Raw genomic sequence first — 16205 nt, 5'->3', positions numbered from 1 at the left:
CTCCAACGCCACACAGGGCACCGATGAGGGGGCGACTCGATGAACTCCTCAGCCACAGTGCATCTCGCCGCCGGAACGGTCGGGAACCCCGTCGCCAACATCGCGATCTTCGCCGCGTTCGTGGCGATCACCATGTTCGTGGTGATCCGCGCGAGCCGAAACAACTCGACTGCCGCAGATTATTTCACCGGTGGCCGAGCATTCTCCGGCCCGCAGAACGGAATTGCGATCGCGGGTGACTACCTCTCTGCGGCGAGCTTCCTCGGCATCGCGGGTGCCATCGCCGTCTACGGTTACGACGGCTTCCTGTACTCCATTGGATTCCTCGTCGCATGGCTGGTCGCGCTTCTCCTCGTTGCCGAATTACTGCGCAACACAGGGAAGTTCACCATGGCAGATGTGCTCAGCTTCCGATTGAGGCAACGCCCCGTCCGTCTCGCCGCCGCGATCTCGACGCTGGTCGTCTCCCTGTTCTATCTGCTGGCGCAGATGGCGGGCGCCGGAGGTCTCGTTGCCCTCCTCCTCGACGTCGAATCGCGCACCGGCCAGTCGATCGTGATCGCCGTGGTCGGCGCACTGATGATCGTCTACGTGCTCGTCGGCGGAATGAAGGGAACCACGTGGGTGCAGATCATCAAGGCCGTCCTGCTGATTGCGGGCGCGGCCATCATGACCCTCATGGTGCTCGGCAAGTTCGGGATGAACTTCTCGGAGATCCTCGGCTCTGCGCAGCATGCCATTTCGGGGTCGTCGAGTGAGAAGATCGCCTCGCATGACGTGCTCGCGCCCGGAGCCAAATACGGCGGCTCGGTGGAATCAAAGATCAACTTCATCTCGTTGGCTGTTGCACTCGTGCTCGGCACCGCGGGGCTCCCGCATGTGTTGATGCGCTTCTACACGGTCCCCACCGCCAAGGAGGCTCGACGCTCCGTCGTCTGGGCAATTGCTCTGATCGGCGCGTTCTACCTCTTCACGCTCGTGCTCGGTTACGGCGCTGCTGCGATTGTCGGTCCGGACCGCATCATGGCCGCAGCAGGCAAGGAGAACGCCGCAGCACCGCTACTGGCCTTCGAACTCGGTGGCGTCATCCTGCTCGGAGTGATCTCCGCGGTCGCGTTCGCGACGATCCTCGCCGTCGTCGCGGGATTGACCATCACCGCGTCGGCGTCCTTCGCGCACGACATCTACGGCAGTGTCATCAAGCGCGGCAAGGCAAGTGAGGCCGACCAGGTGCGCGTATCACGGATGGCCGCGGTGACTCTCGGTGTGCTCGGCATCGTGCTCGGCATCCTCGCCAACGGTCAGAACGTCGCCTTCCTCGTGGCCCTCGCGTTCGCAATCGCGGCGGCAGCCAACCTGCCGACAATCCTGTTCTCGCTGTACTGGAAGCGATTCAACACCCGCGGTGCGCTGTGGAGCATCTACGGCGGGCTCGGGCTGACGTTGATCCTCATCATCTTCTCACCGGCGGTGTCGGGTAAGTCGACGTCGATGCTCCCCGGCTCCGATTTCGCGTGGTTCCCGCTGGAGAACCCGGGGATCGTAGCAATCCCGGTCGCGTTCCTACTCGGGATCGTCGGAACGCTGACAGCACCCAAGGACCGGGGCACTCCGGAACGCAACGCGGAGATGGAGGTGCGTTCGCTCACCGGCATCGGTGCCGAAAAGGCTGTGGCGCACTGATGTAGCGAAACCGATGTTGCGAAGCAGTACGGCCTCATAGGACCGGACGATGCCGGGCGCTCGATCGAGATCGAGTGCCCGGCATCGTGCTGTGAACCGGTGGGCGGGCTCAACCAGCAGTCGCGCCCGCGTCCTGAATCCGCGCGAAAGGCTGGGCCGCTTCGAGCTCGTATGCCAGCTCAAGCAGCGTCCGTTCGTCGCCGACATCGCTGCAGAAGTGCACTCCGACAGGCATTCCCACCGACGACTGCGCCAGGGGCAGGCTGACTGCCGGCGTACCGGAGGTGTTGTTGATCGGCGTGAACGAGACGTAGCGCATCAATCGATCGAAGACAACGTCGAAATCGCCTGCGGGATCGAGGAATCCGATCTCCGGAGTAGTGTGCGCAAGGGTTGGCGAGAGCACGACGTCGAACCGCGTGAACATCTCCCGAAACATCGCCGTGGAGCGCTTGAGGGCACGGACGGTCGCGGGGGTGTGCCACATGCGCCGCAGATACTTCCGCGACAGTCCACGCGTGAACGCATCGAGCTGCGAGCGGTCGAATCCCCTGCCGTAGGAACGCTTTCCGAAGTGGTCGATGAAGAATGCCAGCAGCGCCCAGTACTCGGTGAAGTCGTCGACGTATCGCCTGTCGACGGGGACCGGCACATGTTCGACGCCGTGTCCGAGCGACTCGAGCAGTTCGGCGACACCCGCCACCGCGTTCTCGGTGTCGCGGTCGAGTAGCTGTCCGGTGATCGGTTCGGTCATCATCGCGATGCGCAAGCGGCGTCGACCCTCGCCGGTCACGAGACCGATGGCGGTCAGATCGGCTGCAGGTCGATACTTTTCGGCATCGGCGAGGAAGTGTGCGGTGTCGCGCACCGAGCGGCTCACGATTCCGTTGGCGATCAGATCGATCGGCATCTGCTTGGATTCGGCTGTCAGCAACAGCCGTCCCCGACTCGGCTTGAAACCCACCAGCCCGCAGGCGGCCGCGGGAATGCGGATCGATCCGCCTCCGTCGTTCGCGTGCGCGATCGGAAGCGCGCCTGCCGCGACAAGTGCAGCCGACCCTCCCGACGATGCGCCACAAGAGAATTCGGTGTTCCACGGATTGCGGGTGGGTGGCCTGTCGACGAACTCCGTTGTCGCGGTGAGTCCGAACGCGGGCAAGGTCGACGCGCCGACGATGTTCACGCCGGTCGAGACGAGCTGTTCGAGGAGCGGTTCCGTGGTCGATGCGGGGGTATCGGGAGTAGCGGCCGAACCGTTGCGAGTCGGGATTCCGGCAAAGTCGGTGTTGTTCTTGACGATCGAGGGCACTCCCGCGAACGACGCCGCACCGAAATCGGTATCGACGGCACGCTTGCGGGCGCGCTCGCGATCGTCGAAGGCGACAGCGTTGAGCGTCGCGTTCACCGCGTCGATGCGATCGAGCGCGGCGTCGACCGCTTCGACCGCCGAGATCTCGCCTGCGGCAATGGCCGCGCCGACGCCTACGCCGTCGAGTTCGCCCAGCGCGTCGTCGCGAAAGGCATGTACGTGCTGCATGGCCCGAAGCCTAGCCGTACCGGACGGCCGTCAGGACCGGATCAGTTCGCAACCACTCGCCGACTCACCGGACCCCGACTCACCGGACCCAGCTCACCGAACCATGGCCATGACGTCGGCGGCGAGGTCGGTGGCGTACTCGTCGTCGATCGGCAGCGCGAACACGGCGTGGTGGTAGAGCGGGGCGATGATGTGGTTGAGCACCTGCCGCACGCTGGGTGTGCTCTCCCCGCGCGCGCCGGCACGCTCGATCATCTCCGTCGCCTGTTGCCGTCGGATCTCCCAGCACGGACACACCTCGACGATGCCGTCGCGAGCCGACGCCATCGCCCGCAGATACGCACGACGTTTGGGACGGCCGATGTCGGCGGCGATGATCCGCGACCAGTCGCCGAGGTCGTCGGCGAGTGTGCCGTGATCGGGCAGTTCCTCGCCCTGCGTCAGCGCGGCGACCGCGACCTCCTCGAGCAGATCGCCGATGGTCCCCCAGCGTCGATAGATGCTGGTGGGATTCACACCTGCCAGCTCTGCGACCTGCGGGATGGTCATCGTCTCGCGTTCTCCGCTACCGACGAGCTGGCCGACTGCAGTGAAGACCGCGCTCTGCACGCGAGCGCTACGGCCACCGGGCCGCTTGCCGTGCGATGGGGCCGTTGATGGAGCAGTCGTCGACGCCGCACTCTGCGTCGACGAACCACCCGTTGCCTGCGACGTTCCAGCCATGTCACCATTATTGCAAATAGCGTTGCTTTTACAACCGCGACCACATACATTGGCCTTAATGCAGCCAGCTTTGCCTTAGGAGGTACGGTCGTGACAGCCACGTTGGAGAACACAGCTCGACGTCGCCGCGGCGCACGGCCGCTGCATCCGCATCGCGCGTTCTGGATCGTCACCGCAACCATCATCACGGTCCTGTTCGCCTCGGCGGCCCCATCCCCTCTCTATCCCGTCTACCAGCAGCTATGGGGCTTCTCGCCGTTCACCCTGACCGTGGTCTTCGCGATCTATGTCGCAACGATGCTCGTCAGCCTGCTCACCGTCGGGTCGCTGTCGGATCACATCGGCCGACGCCCGGTCCTCGCGGTCGCGCTCGTCCTGCTCATCGGAAGCATGGTGCTGTTCGTCGTCGCCGACAGCGTCGGACTCCTGATCGCCGCGCGAGCCCTACAGGGGCTCGCGACGGGAGCGGCGATCGGCACGCTGACCGCCACCGTCGTCGACATGCAACCGTCACAGCGCCTCGGCTCGGCGATCACCGGCGCGGGGCCGACCATCGGACTGGCGGCCGGAGTCGTCGTCGCCGGCGTGTTGGTCCAGTACGCACCCGCGCCACGAATCCTCGTCTACGAGGTGACGCTGGCAGTATTCGCGATCCTGCTGGTCGCGCTGTTGATCGTTCCGGAGACGTCGGAACGCGTCGGTTTCGAATCCCGCCGCCACGTGTGGCGAACCCTCGCACCGCAGGCGTCGGTGCCGTCGGCCCTGCGCAAGCTGTTCTTCGCGGCGATCCCCGCATTCGTGGCGACCTGGTCGATGGGAGGCCTCTACCTCTCGTTGGGTTCGTCCGTGGTGGCGCGCGTGTTCGGGATCACCAACCACGGAGCCGCGGGCGCCGTCCTGTTCGTGTTCTTCGCCTCCGGCGCGGTGACCTCTCTGGCGATCACAACCTGGGACGCCAATACCAAACTGACCTACGGCTATCCGGCGCTCGCGGGAGGCGCGATCATCTCTCTCGCAGGCGTCCTCACGTCGATGCTCCCGCTGTACATCGTCGGATCGATCATCGCGGGTTCCGGATTCGCGGCCACGTTCCTCGGGGCACTCGACAACCTGAGCAATCAGACGCCGTCGCATCAGCGCGGGCAGGTGTTCTCGGCAGTCTTCATCACGAGCTACATCGCCTTCAGCGTCCCCGCGGTGATCGCTGGACTCGTGGTGTCGCACATCGGCTTGCAAGAGACCGTCGTCTGCTACGTCGCATATGTCCTCGCCATCACCGTGCTCGGCGCACTGGTCACCGCGTGGACGCGGACCAGGAAGGACCGCGTTCGGGCCTGAGTCGACGTCACACCGAGCGCGAGGCACGGACTCGCTACGGTTGGAACTCAGACCGTGGCGACCACGGTTTGAGGTCACGATCTGGCGGAATCTCGCGGGGCCGCACTTTCGCACTACAGGTGCCACAGGGTAAGACTGGTTACATGCACTTGAAGTTCGATTCAGATGAACAGAAGTTCCGCGAAGAACTCCAGAGCTTCTTCACGACGAAGATCCCCGAGGAGATCCGTCAGCGTGCTGCCGCAGGCACGCTGAACCTGCCCGACGACATCGTCACCACCCAGCGCATCCTCAATGCCGAGGGCCTGGCTACGCCCGGCTGGCCGACCGAGTGGGGTGGCCGCGACTGGACGCCCATCCAGCGCAACATCTATCACGATCAGCTCAGCCTGAACTTCGTGCCCGATCCCCTGACGTTCAACGTCAACATGGTGGGTCCGGTCATCGCGACGTTCGGTTCCCAGGAGATCAAGGAGCGGTTCCTCCCGAAGACCGCCAACCTCGACATCTGGTGGTGCCAGGGCTTCTCCGAGCCCGAGGCCGGCTCCGACCTCGCGTCACTCAAGACCCGCGCGGTCCGCGACGGCGACCACTACATCGTCAACGGCCAGAAGACCTGGACCACGCTCGGACAGTACGCCGACTGGATCTTCTGCCTCGTGCGCACCGACCCCGACGTCAAGAAGCAGGCGGGCATCAGCTTCCTGCTCATCGATCTCGACACCCCGGGCATCGAGATGCGCCCGATCAAGCTCATCGACGGCAGCGTCGAGGTCAACGAGGTCTTCTTCAACGACGTCAAGGTGCCTGTCGAGAATCTCGTCGGCGAGGAGAACGCCGGCTGGACCTACGCCAAGTTCCTGCTCGGCAACGAGCGCACCGGTATCGCACGCGTCGGCTGGACCAAGACCAAGCTCGCCGAGGCCAAGAAGCTCGCCGCCGCAACGAAGACCGCGACCGGCACGTTGCTCGACGACCCGCTGTTCGCCGCGCGCCTCGCGGAACTCGAAACCGAACTGCTCGCGCTCGAGGTCACCCAGCTGCGCGTCGTCGCAGGCTCTGCCGACGGCAAGCCGAATCCGGTGTCGTCGCTGGTCAAGCTGCGTGGCAGTGAGCTGCAGCAGTCGGCAACCGAGTTGCTCGCAGATGTTGCGGGCGCGCGCGGATTGGCCGTTGACGCGCCGGGCGTCGGGACTCCGGAGTGGGCGCAGCTCGCGGTGCCCGAATACCTCAACTACCGCAAGGTGACCATCTACGGCGGTTCGTCGGAGGTCCAGCGCAGCATCATCTCGTCGTCGATCCTCGGTCTGTAGCCCGACAACCACACTTGGAGTAACACAATGGATTTCGAGCTCACCGAAGAGCAGTCACTGCTGCGCGACACCGTCCGCAGCGTGTTCAAGAGTTATGACATCGAGAAGATCCGCGCCGTGTCGGAGACCGACACGGGCTGGTCGGCGTCGATTTGGGAATCGCTTGCCGAGATCGGCATCCTCGGACTGCCGTTCAGCGAGGACGCAGGCGGCACCGGTGCAGGACCGGTCGAGGTCAGCGCGCTGATGGGCGAGGTTGGTCGCAGCCTCGCACCCGAGCCGCTGCTGTACGGCGCATTGTTGCCGGGCATCGTCATCGACAAGGTCGCCTCCGGCGACCGCCGTACCAGTTTGCTGACAGAGGTATCGGAGGGGCGGCTGCTGCTCGGATACGCTCACGCAGAACCCGAAGATCGTTGGCCCGCAGCGGCAGTCACCACCACGGCGACCGGCGCCAGCGACGGCGTCACTCTCGACGGGGTGAAGTACCCGGTCCTGGCGGGTGACGTGGCGCAGAAGTTCGTCGTCAGCGCCCGCCGCACCGACGGAACCATCGGACTGTTCCTCGTCGACGCCGACGCGTCGGGGGTGACCGTCGACGGGTTCCGCACCTACGACGACCGTCGAGCCGCCCGGGTGAGCTTTGCCAACGCCCCGGCGATCGAACTGGCCGAGGGTGATCAGTCCGACGCTATCGCCTACGCGGACATCTTCGCGCAGACGGCTCAGTGCGCCGAGGCTGTCGGCGCGATGGAACGCGCAATGGAACTGACGACCGAATACCTCAAGTCGCGCAAGCAGTTCGGTGTGCCGCTCAAGACCTTCCAGACGCTGACGCAGCGCGCCTCGGACGTGTACGTGGCGCTCGAGCTGGCACGCAGCATGAGCCTGTACGCGACGGCTTCGCTCAACGACGAGGTCGACGACCCGTCGGTCTACAGCCGCACGAAGCTGCAGATCTGCCGCTCGGCACGCAAGGTGGGCCAGGAAGCGATCCAGATGCACGGCGGCATCGGCATGACAGCGGAATACCCTGTGGGACATTACGTTGCACGCCTGACCGCGATCTCTCGCACCCTCGGCGACGCTGACGAACACCTCGGTGTCCTCGCCGGCAAGCTCGGCGATTACGAAATGGTGACCGTCAACTAGGTTCGCACCAGATGGGGGTTCATCGACGTGAGTCGGTGAGCCCCCATTCTGCTGCCAGGAGCTGGTGAGAGCGAAGCCTATCGTCGAAATCGTGTGTGACGCTGGTGATCACGAGCTCATCGGCGCCGGTGACGCGTGCCAGCGTGTCGAGTCGTTCGGCGACGGTCGACGGCGAGCCGACGAACTGCGTCCGAATCCGGTCGTCGACAACCGCACGTTGCTCATCGGTCAGCGGCGCCGCGCTATCGGGATCGAGGTAGGGTTGCGCTCCCCGACCGGTCCGGATGTCGTGCACCCAGTGGCCGTAGGTCGACGCGAGATGTGTTGCGGTCGAATCATCTTCGGCAACGACGACGTCGGCGGACACCACCACATATGGCTCGGACAGGCGGGCAGACGGACGGAAGTTGGCCCGGTAGGCTTCGACCGCCTCGAGAACCGTTGCGGGACTGACGTGATAGTTCGCGACGAACGGCAGCCCCTCGGCGCCTGCGACCTGCGCGCTCTGCCCCTTGCTGCTACCGAACACCCAGACCTCGACGTCGGCGTGTTCGCCTGGGACAGCGTGCAATTCGACGTCGCCGACGCGCAGCCCTCCGTCGAGCAGCGCGAGGATGTCGGACACGGCGTCGGCGAAGTCGGGTTGCGCGGCACCCTCAAACTCCAGTGCCGCCGCGGTGGCACCGATCAGCGGTGACGACAGAATGCCCGCGAAGACGAACGGTTCGGGTAGGAGCAGGCCGTCGACGACGCGTTCGGATTCGGCCGCGGGTGGTGGCCCCGTCGGCCCTTTGGGCGCAGCCGCCGCCGCGGCGAGTGCTTCGGTGCGCCGTTGCCCCGACCGCCCGAGCCCGAGGTCGAGGCGGCCGGGAAACACGGCGTCGATGGTGCCGAACGCCTCGACGACCGACGCCGCGGTGTGATGTCCGAGTTGCACTGCCGCACTGCCGACCCGAATCGATTCGGTTGCGGCAGCGACCAGGGCTATCAGCGTGGCGGTCGACGACGAACCGACCGAGACGAAGTGGTGCTCGGCGAGCCAGAAACGTCGGTAGCCCCACCCCTCGGCGGCGCGCGCCAGCGCGATGCTGCGCCGCACCGCCTCTGCGGGAGTCGACCCCTCACTGACCGGCGCAAGGTCGAGGACTGAGAGTGGCAGCGGCGCAGCGCTTTTCGCTGTCATCGGCGGACGCGCTGGGGGTTGGTGTGAGCGGTCTGTGTGCTGACGCCAGGGTCGGCATGGCCGACTCCGGGGTAGTACGCCGCCGACGATTCGGGCGTCTGGCCAGCGGCTCCGCGCAACAACATCTGGTGGTGCGTCTCGACCATCTGCGACAACCCGCCCACCTTGGACAACCAGCTCATCGTCACTCCCGCAGCTCGAATTTCGGCAGCTCTGTTCCCAGTCCGCAATGTCCCAGTAAGCACCCATATGACGATCGAGAGAACGGTTGTGCTCACGCTGATCTTTTGGTCGCGGTCGGGAAGAGGCCCGAGCGGGTCGACCGTTGAGACGAGTCGTGAGTGATTCAACGCTGTCGTTGGCCATCGGACTGCGTGGCGCCGGTCGACACCCGGCTGCCTGGCGAGACCCGGAGGCCAGACCGGACGCACTGTTCAGCGCCAGCTACTGGCGCGACGCGATCGTCACCGCCGAACGCGCTGGTGCCGATCTCGTCACGCTCGACGACGGATTCGAGCCTCGGCCGCTACTGCCCGGCGAGTCGTCGGCCGGCGCGCCGCCGGTGCGTACCGACCTCGTCAACGGCAGGCTCGACACCGTGCTGATCGCGGCACGAATCGCGCCGCTCACCACGCGAATCGGACTCCTGCCCACAGTGACCGTGACGCACACCGAGCCGTTCCACACCTCGAAGGCGATCGCCACGCTCGACTACGTCAGCGGTGGACGTGCGGGAGTCGTGCTGGCCGTCGACGACCGGCCCGAGAACGTCTCACTGTTCGGACGTCGGAACCTCGAGGTGGCATCGGATCGCGCTGCGCTGCACCGAGAAGCTGCCGAATACGCGGGGGTGATCGGCCGACTGTGGGACTCGTGGGAGGACGACGCCGAGATCCGCGACGTCGCGACCGGACGCTTCATCGACCGGGATCGGTTGCACTACATCGACTTCGAAGGCGAGTTCTTCTCCGTGCGCGGCCCGTCGATCACACCACGACCCCCGCAGGGGCAGCCCCTCATCGCGACGACGGTGTCGGCAGGCGATCCCGCGTCACTCGAATTGCTCAGCGGCAGCGCCGATATCGGGTTCTTCACGAGTCCAGATGACCGTGCGACGCTCGACAAGGTGCTCGCAGCGTCGGGCAGCAATCGCCGAGAAGACCTACGACTTTACGACGACCTCGTCGTCTACCTCGACGACACGCAGGCGTCGGCGGCTGGTCGTCGAGCGCAGTACGACGATTGGCTCGGCACCCGCTTCGACGACGGCACACAGGAGTTCGTCGGCACCGCAGCAGGATTGGCCGACCTCATCGAGGAGCGTGCAGGTGCAGCTGACTCGGCGGAGGGGGTCCGGCTGCATCCGGCCGCGATCGGGCACGACCTTCGCCGCATCGCCGATGACCTCGCCCCCGAGCTGCGTCGACGCGGTCTCCTTGTCGACTCGGAAGCGAAAACCTCAGGAGCACACACCCTTCGGGAGACCTTGGGTCTGCGCCATCCCGTCAATCGATACTCACGTGCGACCGTGTCAGGCGGTGTCCGATGACCAAGCAGGTACATCTCGCGGCGCACTTCCCCGGCGTCAACAACACGACGGTCTGGAGTGATCCGGCCGCCGGAAGTCACATCGAGTTCTCGTCGTTCACGCGCTTCGCACAGACCGCCGAGCGCGGGTTGTTCGACTTCCTCTTCCTCGCCGAGGGACTCCGGCTGCGCGAGCAGAACGGCAAGATCTACGACCTCGACGTCGTCGGACGGCCCGACACCTTCACCATCCTCGCCGCACTCGCGGCGGTCACCGAACATCTCGGACTCGCCGGGACGATCAACTCGACATTCAACGAACCCGTCGAGGTGGCAAGGCAATTCGCGTCGCTCGACCACCTCTCCGACGGTCGCGCAGCCTGGAACGTCGTGACGTCGTGGGATGCGTTCACCGGCGAGAACTTCCGCCGCGGCGGATACCTTCCGGCGGATCAGCGCTACGTGCGGGCTCGGCAGTTCCTCGAAACCGCTGTGGAACTGTGGGATTCGTGGGAACGCGACGACATCGTCGCCGATCGGTCCTCCGGCGAATTCCTGCGCAGACCACACGCCGGCCAGTTCGCGCACCTCGACTCGCAGTTCGACATCAGCGGCACATTCGGGGTGCCGCGCAGCCCGCAGGGGCGGCCGGTGATCTTCCAGGCGGGAGATTCGAACGAGGGTCGGGAGTTCGCCGCCGCGCGCGCCGACGCGATCTTCTCGCGACACTCGACGCTCGACGACGGCAAGGCGTTCTACGCCGACGTCAAGGGGCGTCTCGCCGCTCACGGGCGGAGACCGGACGATCTGCTGATCCTGCCCGCCGCGACGTTCGTCGTCGGAGATACCGATGCCGACGCGGCGGAACTCGCGCACGAGATCCGACTCGCGCAGGTCAGCGGACAGACCGCGATCAAGTTCCTCGAGCAACTCTGGAATCGAGACCTCCACGACCACGATCCCGACGGCCCGCTACCGAGCATCGACCCGCTGCCCGGCGAGAACACCGTCGCGAAGGGGCGAGCCAGTGTCCGCATCCACGAGGACCCACGCGACGTCGCAGCCCGCTGGCGCGCGTTGGCCGAGTCGAAGAAGCTCACGACGCGTGAGTTGATCATCGAGGTCACGGGGCGTCAGGCGTTCGTCGGTTCGGCGCGCACCGTCGCCGACGAGATCAACCGCTTCGTGCAGGCCGACGCGAGTGACGGCTTCATCCTCGTTCCACACGTCACTCCCGGCGGCCTCGACCGCTTCGTCGACGACGTGATTCCCGAGCTCCAAGACCTCGGCGTGTACCGGACCGAGTATCCGGGTCGGACACTGCGTGAGAACCTCGGGCTCGCAGGGGTCGTCGCGGGTTAGGGTTTTCGTGGGTGTCGCGCCCGCGTGCACCGGCGACCACGCACCGACCAGAGGGTCGGCGACGAGGGGAGATCACAGGTGGACGCAGTGTTCGGCACCAATCTGGCCTGGGGTGCGTCGTTCAGCCTCCTGGGGGTTGCGCTCATGGTCGTCGGCTTCGGTGCCCTCGACCTCGTGACTCCGGGCCGGCTTCGGCAGCTCGTCTGGGTGGACAACAACCGCAACGCGATGATCCTGACGACGTCGATGGTCGTCGGAATCGCGTTCGTGCTGGTCGCCTCGGTGGTCGACACGGTGACCCTCGTGTTGTGGAAGGCGCTGCTCTACACGCTCGCCTACGCGGTGCTGACCATCGCGGTGATGATGTGGTCATTCGTGCTCATCGACTGGCTCACGCCCGGCAAGCTCGGGACCATCCTGCTCGAGAACGACGCGCATCCCGCGGGATGGATCTCTGCCGCGGTCTTCGTCGGCGTCGCGGCGATGATCGGGACCGTGCTCATCGTCTGAGTCTTATTGACTGTCCGACAATAGGCGTTCTAGGGTGATGCGAGCTGTGACCGGCGACACCGTCGGTCATCGACCGTCCGCAACGCACAACCCGGGGGAACCATGACCGCCGCACTGATCGAAGAGTCCATCGACATCGACGCCACGCCCACGCAGGTCTGGTCCGTGATCTCCGACCTCGCCCGCATGGGCGAGTGGAGTCCGCAGTGCGCCAAGATGTTCATCATCGGCGGGCCGGTGAAGCTGGGCACCCGCACGGTCAACATCAACCGTCGCGGACCGCTCGCCTGGCCGACGACGTCGAAGGTGGTGCGGTTCGCACCCAACCAGGAGATCGGGTTCCGCGTCGCGGAGAACCACACCGTGTGGAGCTACACCATCGAGCCGAACCCGTCGGGCGGCGTGACGGTGACGGAACGTCGGGAAGCCGCGGGCGGCAAGACGACCAAGGTGTCCTCGACGCTCGTCGACCTCGTGTTCGGCGGCTCCGACTCGTTCGAGGAAGAGCTCAAGGTCGGGATGGCCGAGACCCTGGGCAAGATCAAGCGCGCCGCAGAATCGAGCACCGCCCGGGCCGCCTGAACGCCCAGTCGACGGGATAGAGCGCCCAGTCGACGGAGTGCAGCGCCCAGTCGACGGGATACAGCGCCCAGTCGACGCTCTCGAGCGCACAGTCGACGGGTGCACTTCGCGTCGAGTGGGCGCCTTAGACAGTCGAGTGGGCGCTTCGGCCAGTCGAGTGGGCGCCTTAGAAAGTCGAGTGGGCGCCTTAGACCGTCGACTGGGCGCTCCAGACAGTCGAGTGGGCGCTTCGGCCAGTCGAGTGGGCAGGGTCAGGCGCCGTCGAGCTTCTCGATAAGGGCCGGGAGGTCGGCGAGGGAGTCGATGATGTGGTCGGGCACCGGCCCGAACTCATCGCGCTGCAGGGCGCGCAGCGCGTCCTCGCGGAACTTGCCGGTCCGCACCAGCACGCCGATGAGTGCGGCGGCCTGGGCGCCGAGGACGTCGTTGTGCATGTCGTCGCCGACCATCACCACCTGGGTCGGCTCAAGGTTCATGAGTTCGACGGCGGCGCGAAAACCTAGTGGCGAGGGCTTGCCGATAGCGCGGATCTTTCGTCCCGAGGCTTTCTCGAGGCCCTCGAGGTAGACGCCGGTGTCGATCGAGAGGCCACGGGCCGTCGACCAGATCATCGAACGGTGCATCGCGACGACCGGGGTACCGGCGAGCATCTTCTCCAGCACTGTCGACAGCGCAGTGTGTGTGAACACCGGCCCGGCGCCGCCGAGGACGATGACCTGAGCTTCGTTTGGGTCGTCGGTGAGTGGCACGCCGGTCATGTCCTCGGCGATCGGTCCCTCGTTGAGAACCCAGGCGAGCTTGCCGGGATAGTTGCGGGCCAGGAATTCGGCGGTGAGTTTGGCGGCGGTGAGGATCTCGTCGGGTTCGACCTCGAATCCGCAGTTGCCGAGCGCTTCGGCGATCTGTGATCGCGACCGTGATGTGGTGTTGGTCAAGAACATTCGCGGGTAGCCGCGCTCGGAGAGTTCTTCGATCGCCTCGACGGCGCCGGGCAGCGCATGCCACGAGGTGACCATCACCCCGTCGATGTCGAGCAGCAGCCCCAGCGTCATGCATCGAATCTAGTGCCCGTCGGGCGCGAGCGCAGGACGGGCTCGATCTACGTGGCATGCTGGGCCAATGCGTTCCGTCGCCGAGCATCAGAAGATCGTCAGCGAGCTGTTCGGGCCTCCGGAAACGGTCCGCGTCGCGGTTGCGGATGCGCTGGGTATGGCCACCGTCGACGACGCCGTCGCGGCATTCGCGATGCCCGCCTTCGACAATTCCGCGATGGACGGATACGCGGTGCGGGCCGACGACATCGCCGGTGCCAGTGCGGCGGAGCCCGTCCGGCTGCCCGTCGTCGACGACATTCCTGCCGGCCGCACGGGTCTGGTGACACTCGCACCGGGGACGACCGCGCGGATCATGACCGGTGCACCGCTGCCCGACGGCGCCGATGCCGTTGTGCCGGTTGAACTCACCGACGGCGACTTCTCTGTCGACCACGTGCCCGACTCGACGGTCGGGTTCAGCTCGGGCGTCGAGGCGGGAAAGCACATTCGACGCGAAGGCTCCGACATCGCGCGCGGCGACGTCGCGCTGCCCGCCGGCACGGTGCTCGGGGCGGCACAGATCGGACTGCTCTCGGCGCTCGGCCTCGCCGACGTCGCGGTTGCCCGACGGCTGCGGGTTGTGGTGCTGTCGACCGGCTCCGAGCTCGTCGAGCCGGGAAAACCGTTGCAGCACGGGCAGATCTACGAGTCCAACGGCGCCATGCTCACCGCAGCCCTCACCGAGGCGGGCGCGCTGGCACGGCACGTTCACTTCGTTCCCGACGATGTCGCGGACTTCCTCGAGCGCCTGGACGAGGCGTCGGCCGACGCGGACCTGATCATCACCTCCGGTGGCGTGAGCGCCGGGGCGTACGAGGTGGTCAAGGAGGCACTCGACGCCGGGCCGGTCGAGTTCGTGAAGGTGGCCATGCAGCCCGGGATGCCGCAGGGATGTGGGCATCACCTCGACCCGGCCGGCCGTCGCGTCCCGATCATCACGTTGCCGGGAAATCCGGTCAGTTCGCTCGTGTCGTTCGAGGTGTTCATCCGTCCTCCCCTGCGCGCGGCGATGGGCCTGTCACCCGACCGACCACGCGTCGCGGCCACGCTCGGCAGCGACATCCGATCACCGGAGGGCAAAAGGCAGTTCATGCGCGGCGTCGTCGACGAGTCGCTGCTCCCGGGCGTCGACGGCCGGCTGGTCGTCGAGCCGATAGGTCCACCGGGGTCACATCATCTGCGCTACCTCGCGGGGGCGAACGCGTTGATCGACATCCCCGCCACGACCACCGCATTGCCTGCGGGTTCGGTCGTCAACGTCGTCGTTCTGTGACGTCTGCGACCCCCAGACCCCGGAACCGCAGCTGTCTGGCATCGCTAAGCTGTACGGACGCGACGGGCAATTCCGGCGCGACCGACTCGGGAGGATGATCAGGTGGCCAGGCGCCCGCGACCGGACGCATCAGCACAACATCCGGCAACCGAATCCGACGGTCCGATCCGTTCCGGCCTGACCCCGACGCACCTCGTTGCTCTTGCGCGCGAGACCCTTCCCCCGATCCACCCGGCAGGCCTCCCGTTCGTCGCCGCGGCATCGGCGGTGGCGGTGGTTGGTCGGCGACATCGGTGGATCGCGGTGCCCGCGACCGCCGCGGCAGGAGCCTGCGCAGCCTTCTTCCGGCATCCCTCACGGGTTCCGCCGACTGAGCCGGGCGTCGTGGTGGCTCCGGCAGACGGGATCGTCAGCCTCGTCGACGATGCCGTTCCCCCAGCGGAATCGGGTCTCGGCGACCAACCCCGACCGCGCGTCTCGACGTTCCTGTCGATCTTCGACGTCCACGTGCAGCGTGTCCCGATCAGCGGTCGCGTGTTGTCGGTGACGCACACGCCCGGTTCGTTCGTGTCCGCCGACCTCCCGGAGGCGAGTTCGGCAAACGAGCGCACGACGATGGTCGTGCGCCCCGACGGCGGGGACGATTCCGACGGCGACGATCCCGACCCGACACCCCGCGACTCCGACATCGCCGTGGTACAGATCGCCGGCCTGCTTGCGCGTCGAATCGTCTGCACCGCGAAGGTCGGCGATCACCTCTGCATCGGCGACACCTACGGACTCATCCGGTTCGGCTCACGCGTCGACGTCTACCTCCCGCCGGGTACGAAGCAACAAGTGTTGGTCGGGCAGCGCACCGTCGGCGCCGAGACCCCGCTCGCCACGCTGAGTACCTCGGATACCACCCGCGTCCGCGACGGCGGATGAC

At 66.2% G+C, this 16205-nt stretch carries 15 protein-coding genes; 10 read left to right on the top strand and 5 right to left on the bottom strand.

Annotated elements, in window-relative coordinates; all coding sequences use genetic code 11:
* Positions 1-39: 39 nt before the first annotated feature.
* On the top strand, positions 40-1683 hold the full coding sequence (locus tag ABW18_RS03180; RefSeq protein ID WP_049697589.1) for a solute symporter family protein: 1644 nt from the start codon (positions 40-42) through the stop codon (positions 1681-1683).
* A 109-nt stretch (positions 1684-1792) separates the two neighbouring features.
* Here ABW18_RS03180 and ABW18_RS03175 read toward each other — a convergent pair whose 3' ends face one another.
* Both ABW18_RS03175 and ABW18_RS03170 read right to left on the bottom strand, forming a co-directional pair.
* On the bottom strand, positions 1793-3220 hold the full coding sequence (locus ABW18_RS03175) for an amidase (protein WP_049697588.1): 1428 nt from the start codon (positions 3218-3220) through the stop codon (positions 1793-1795).
* 93 nt (positions 3221-3313) lie between these two features.
* Positions 3314-3943: a TetR/AcrR family transcriptional regulator gene (locus ABW18_RS03170; RefSeq protein ID WP_235434281.1), complete on the bottom strand. Its 630-nt coding sequence runs from the start codon at positions 3941-3943 to the stop codon at positions 3314-3316.
* Between the two features lie 90 nt (positions 3944-4033).
* On the opposite strand from ABW18_RS03170, the gene ABW18_RS03165 reads away from it, so the two are divergent.
* The 3 genes from ABW18_RS03165 (at position 4034) to ABW18_RS03155 (ending at position 7746) form a co-directional block, all read left to right on the top strand.
* The gene (locus tag ABW18_RS03165) at positions 4034-5281 is read left to right on the top strand and encodes an MFS transporter (RefSeq protein WP_049697586.1); all 1248 of its coding nucleotides are present in this window, start codon (positions 4034-4036) and stop codon (positions 5279-5281) included.
* 143 nt (positions 5282-5424) lie between these two features.
* Positions 5425-6594, top strand: coding sequence for an acyl-CoA dehydrogenase family protein (locus ABW18_RS03160; protein ID WP_049698005.1), 1170 nt, complete (start codon positions 5425-5427; stop codon positions 6592-6594).
* Positions 6595-6621: 27 nt separating this feature from the next.
* Entirely contained in the window at positions 6622-7746 is a 1125-nt protein-coding gene (locus tag ABW18_RS03155; RefSeq protein WP_049697585.1) for an acyl-CoA dehydrogenase family protein, read from the top strand.
* A 19-nt stretch (positions 7747-7765) separates the two neighbouring features.
* On the opposite strand, the gene ABW18_RS03150 is transcribed toward ABW18_RS03155, so the two are convergent.
* On the bottom strand, positions 7766-8929 hold the full coding sequence (locus ABW18_RS03150) for an LLM class flavin-dependent oxidoreductase (RefSeq protein ID WP_049697584.1): 1164 nt from the start codon (positions 8927-8929) through the stop codon (positions 7766-7768).
* On the bottom strand, positions 8926-9111 hold the full coding sequence (locus ABW18_RS03145) for a hypothetical protein (protein WP_049698004.1): 186 nt from the start codon (positions 9109-9111) through the stop codon (positions 8926-8928). Before ABW18_RS03145 ends, ABW18_RS03150 begins: the two co-directional genes overlap by 4 nt.
* Positions 9112-9266: 155 nt before the next feature.
* On the opposite strand from ABW18_RS03145, the gene ABW18_RS03140 reads away from it, so the two are divergent.
* From ABW18_RS03140 to ABW18_RS03125, 4 genes are all read left to right on the top strand, one after another.
* The gene (locus ABW18_RS03140) at positions 9267-10478 is read left to right on the top strand and encodes an LLM class flavin-dependent oxidoreductase (RefSeq protein ID WP_049697583.1); all 1212 of its coding nucleotides are present in this window, start codon (positions 9267-9269) and stop codon (positions 10476-10478) included.
* A complete protein-coding gene (locus ABW18_RS03135; RefSeq protein ID WP_049697582.1) occupies positions 10475-11818 on the top strand; it encodes an NtaA/DmoA family FMN-dependent monooxygenase in 1344 nt (447 codons plus the stop codon). Before ABW18_RS03140 ends, ABW18_RS03135 begins: the two co-directional genes overlap by 4 nt.
* Before the next feature lie 78 nt (positions 11819-11896).
* The gene (locus ABW18_RS03130) at positions 11897-12328 is read left to right on the top strand and encodes a DUF350 domain-containing protein (protein WP_005206677.1); all 432 of its coding nucleotides are present in this window, start codon (positions 11897-11899) and stop codon (positions 12326-12328) included.
* A gap of 102 nt (positions 12329-12430) precedes the next feature.
* Positions 12431-12910 carry an SRPBCC family protein gene (locus tag ABW18_RS03125; protein WP_049697581.1) on the top strand — a complete coding sequence of 160 codons (480 nt, stop codon included), beginning with the start codon at positions 12431-12433 and terminating at the stop codon, positions 12908-12910.
* 251 nt (positions 12911-13161) lie between these two features.
* Here ABW18_RS03125 and ABW18_RS03120 read toward each other — a convergent pair whose 3' ends face one another.
* Positions 13162-13962, bottom strand: coding sequence for an HAD-IIA family hydrolase (locus ABW18_RS03120; RefSeq protein ID WP_049697580.1), 801 nt, complete (start codon positions 13960-13962; stop codon positions 13162-13164).
* A gap of 67 nt (positions 13963-14029) precedes the next feature.
* Between ABW18_RS03120 and moeA the strand changes: the two genes are divergently transcribed.
* Positions 14030-15277, top strand: coding sequence for a molybdopterin molybdotransferase MoeA (moeA, locus tag ABW18_RS03115; protein ID WP_049697579.1), 1248 nt, complete (start codon positions 14030-14032; stop codon positions 15275-15277).
* Between the two features lie 102 nt (positions 15278-15379).
* A complete protein-coding gene (locus tag ABW18_RS03110; protein ID WP_414651992.1) occupies positions 15380-16204 on the top strand; it encodes a phosphatidylserine decarboxylase in 825 nt (274 codons plus the stop codon).
* Position 16205 lies beyond the last annotated feature (1 nt).

This window comes from Gordonia jacobaea, assembly GCF_001186365.1.
GTDB lineage: Bacteria > Actinomycetota > Actinomycetes > Mycobacteriales > Mycobacteriaceae > Gordonia > Gordonia jacobaea.
The sequence above is the reverse complement of the archived record's forward strand: the minus strand, read 5'-3'. Positions and strand labels throughout refer to the sequence as shown.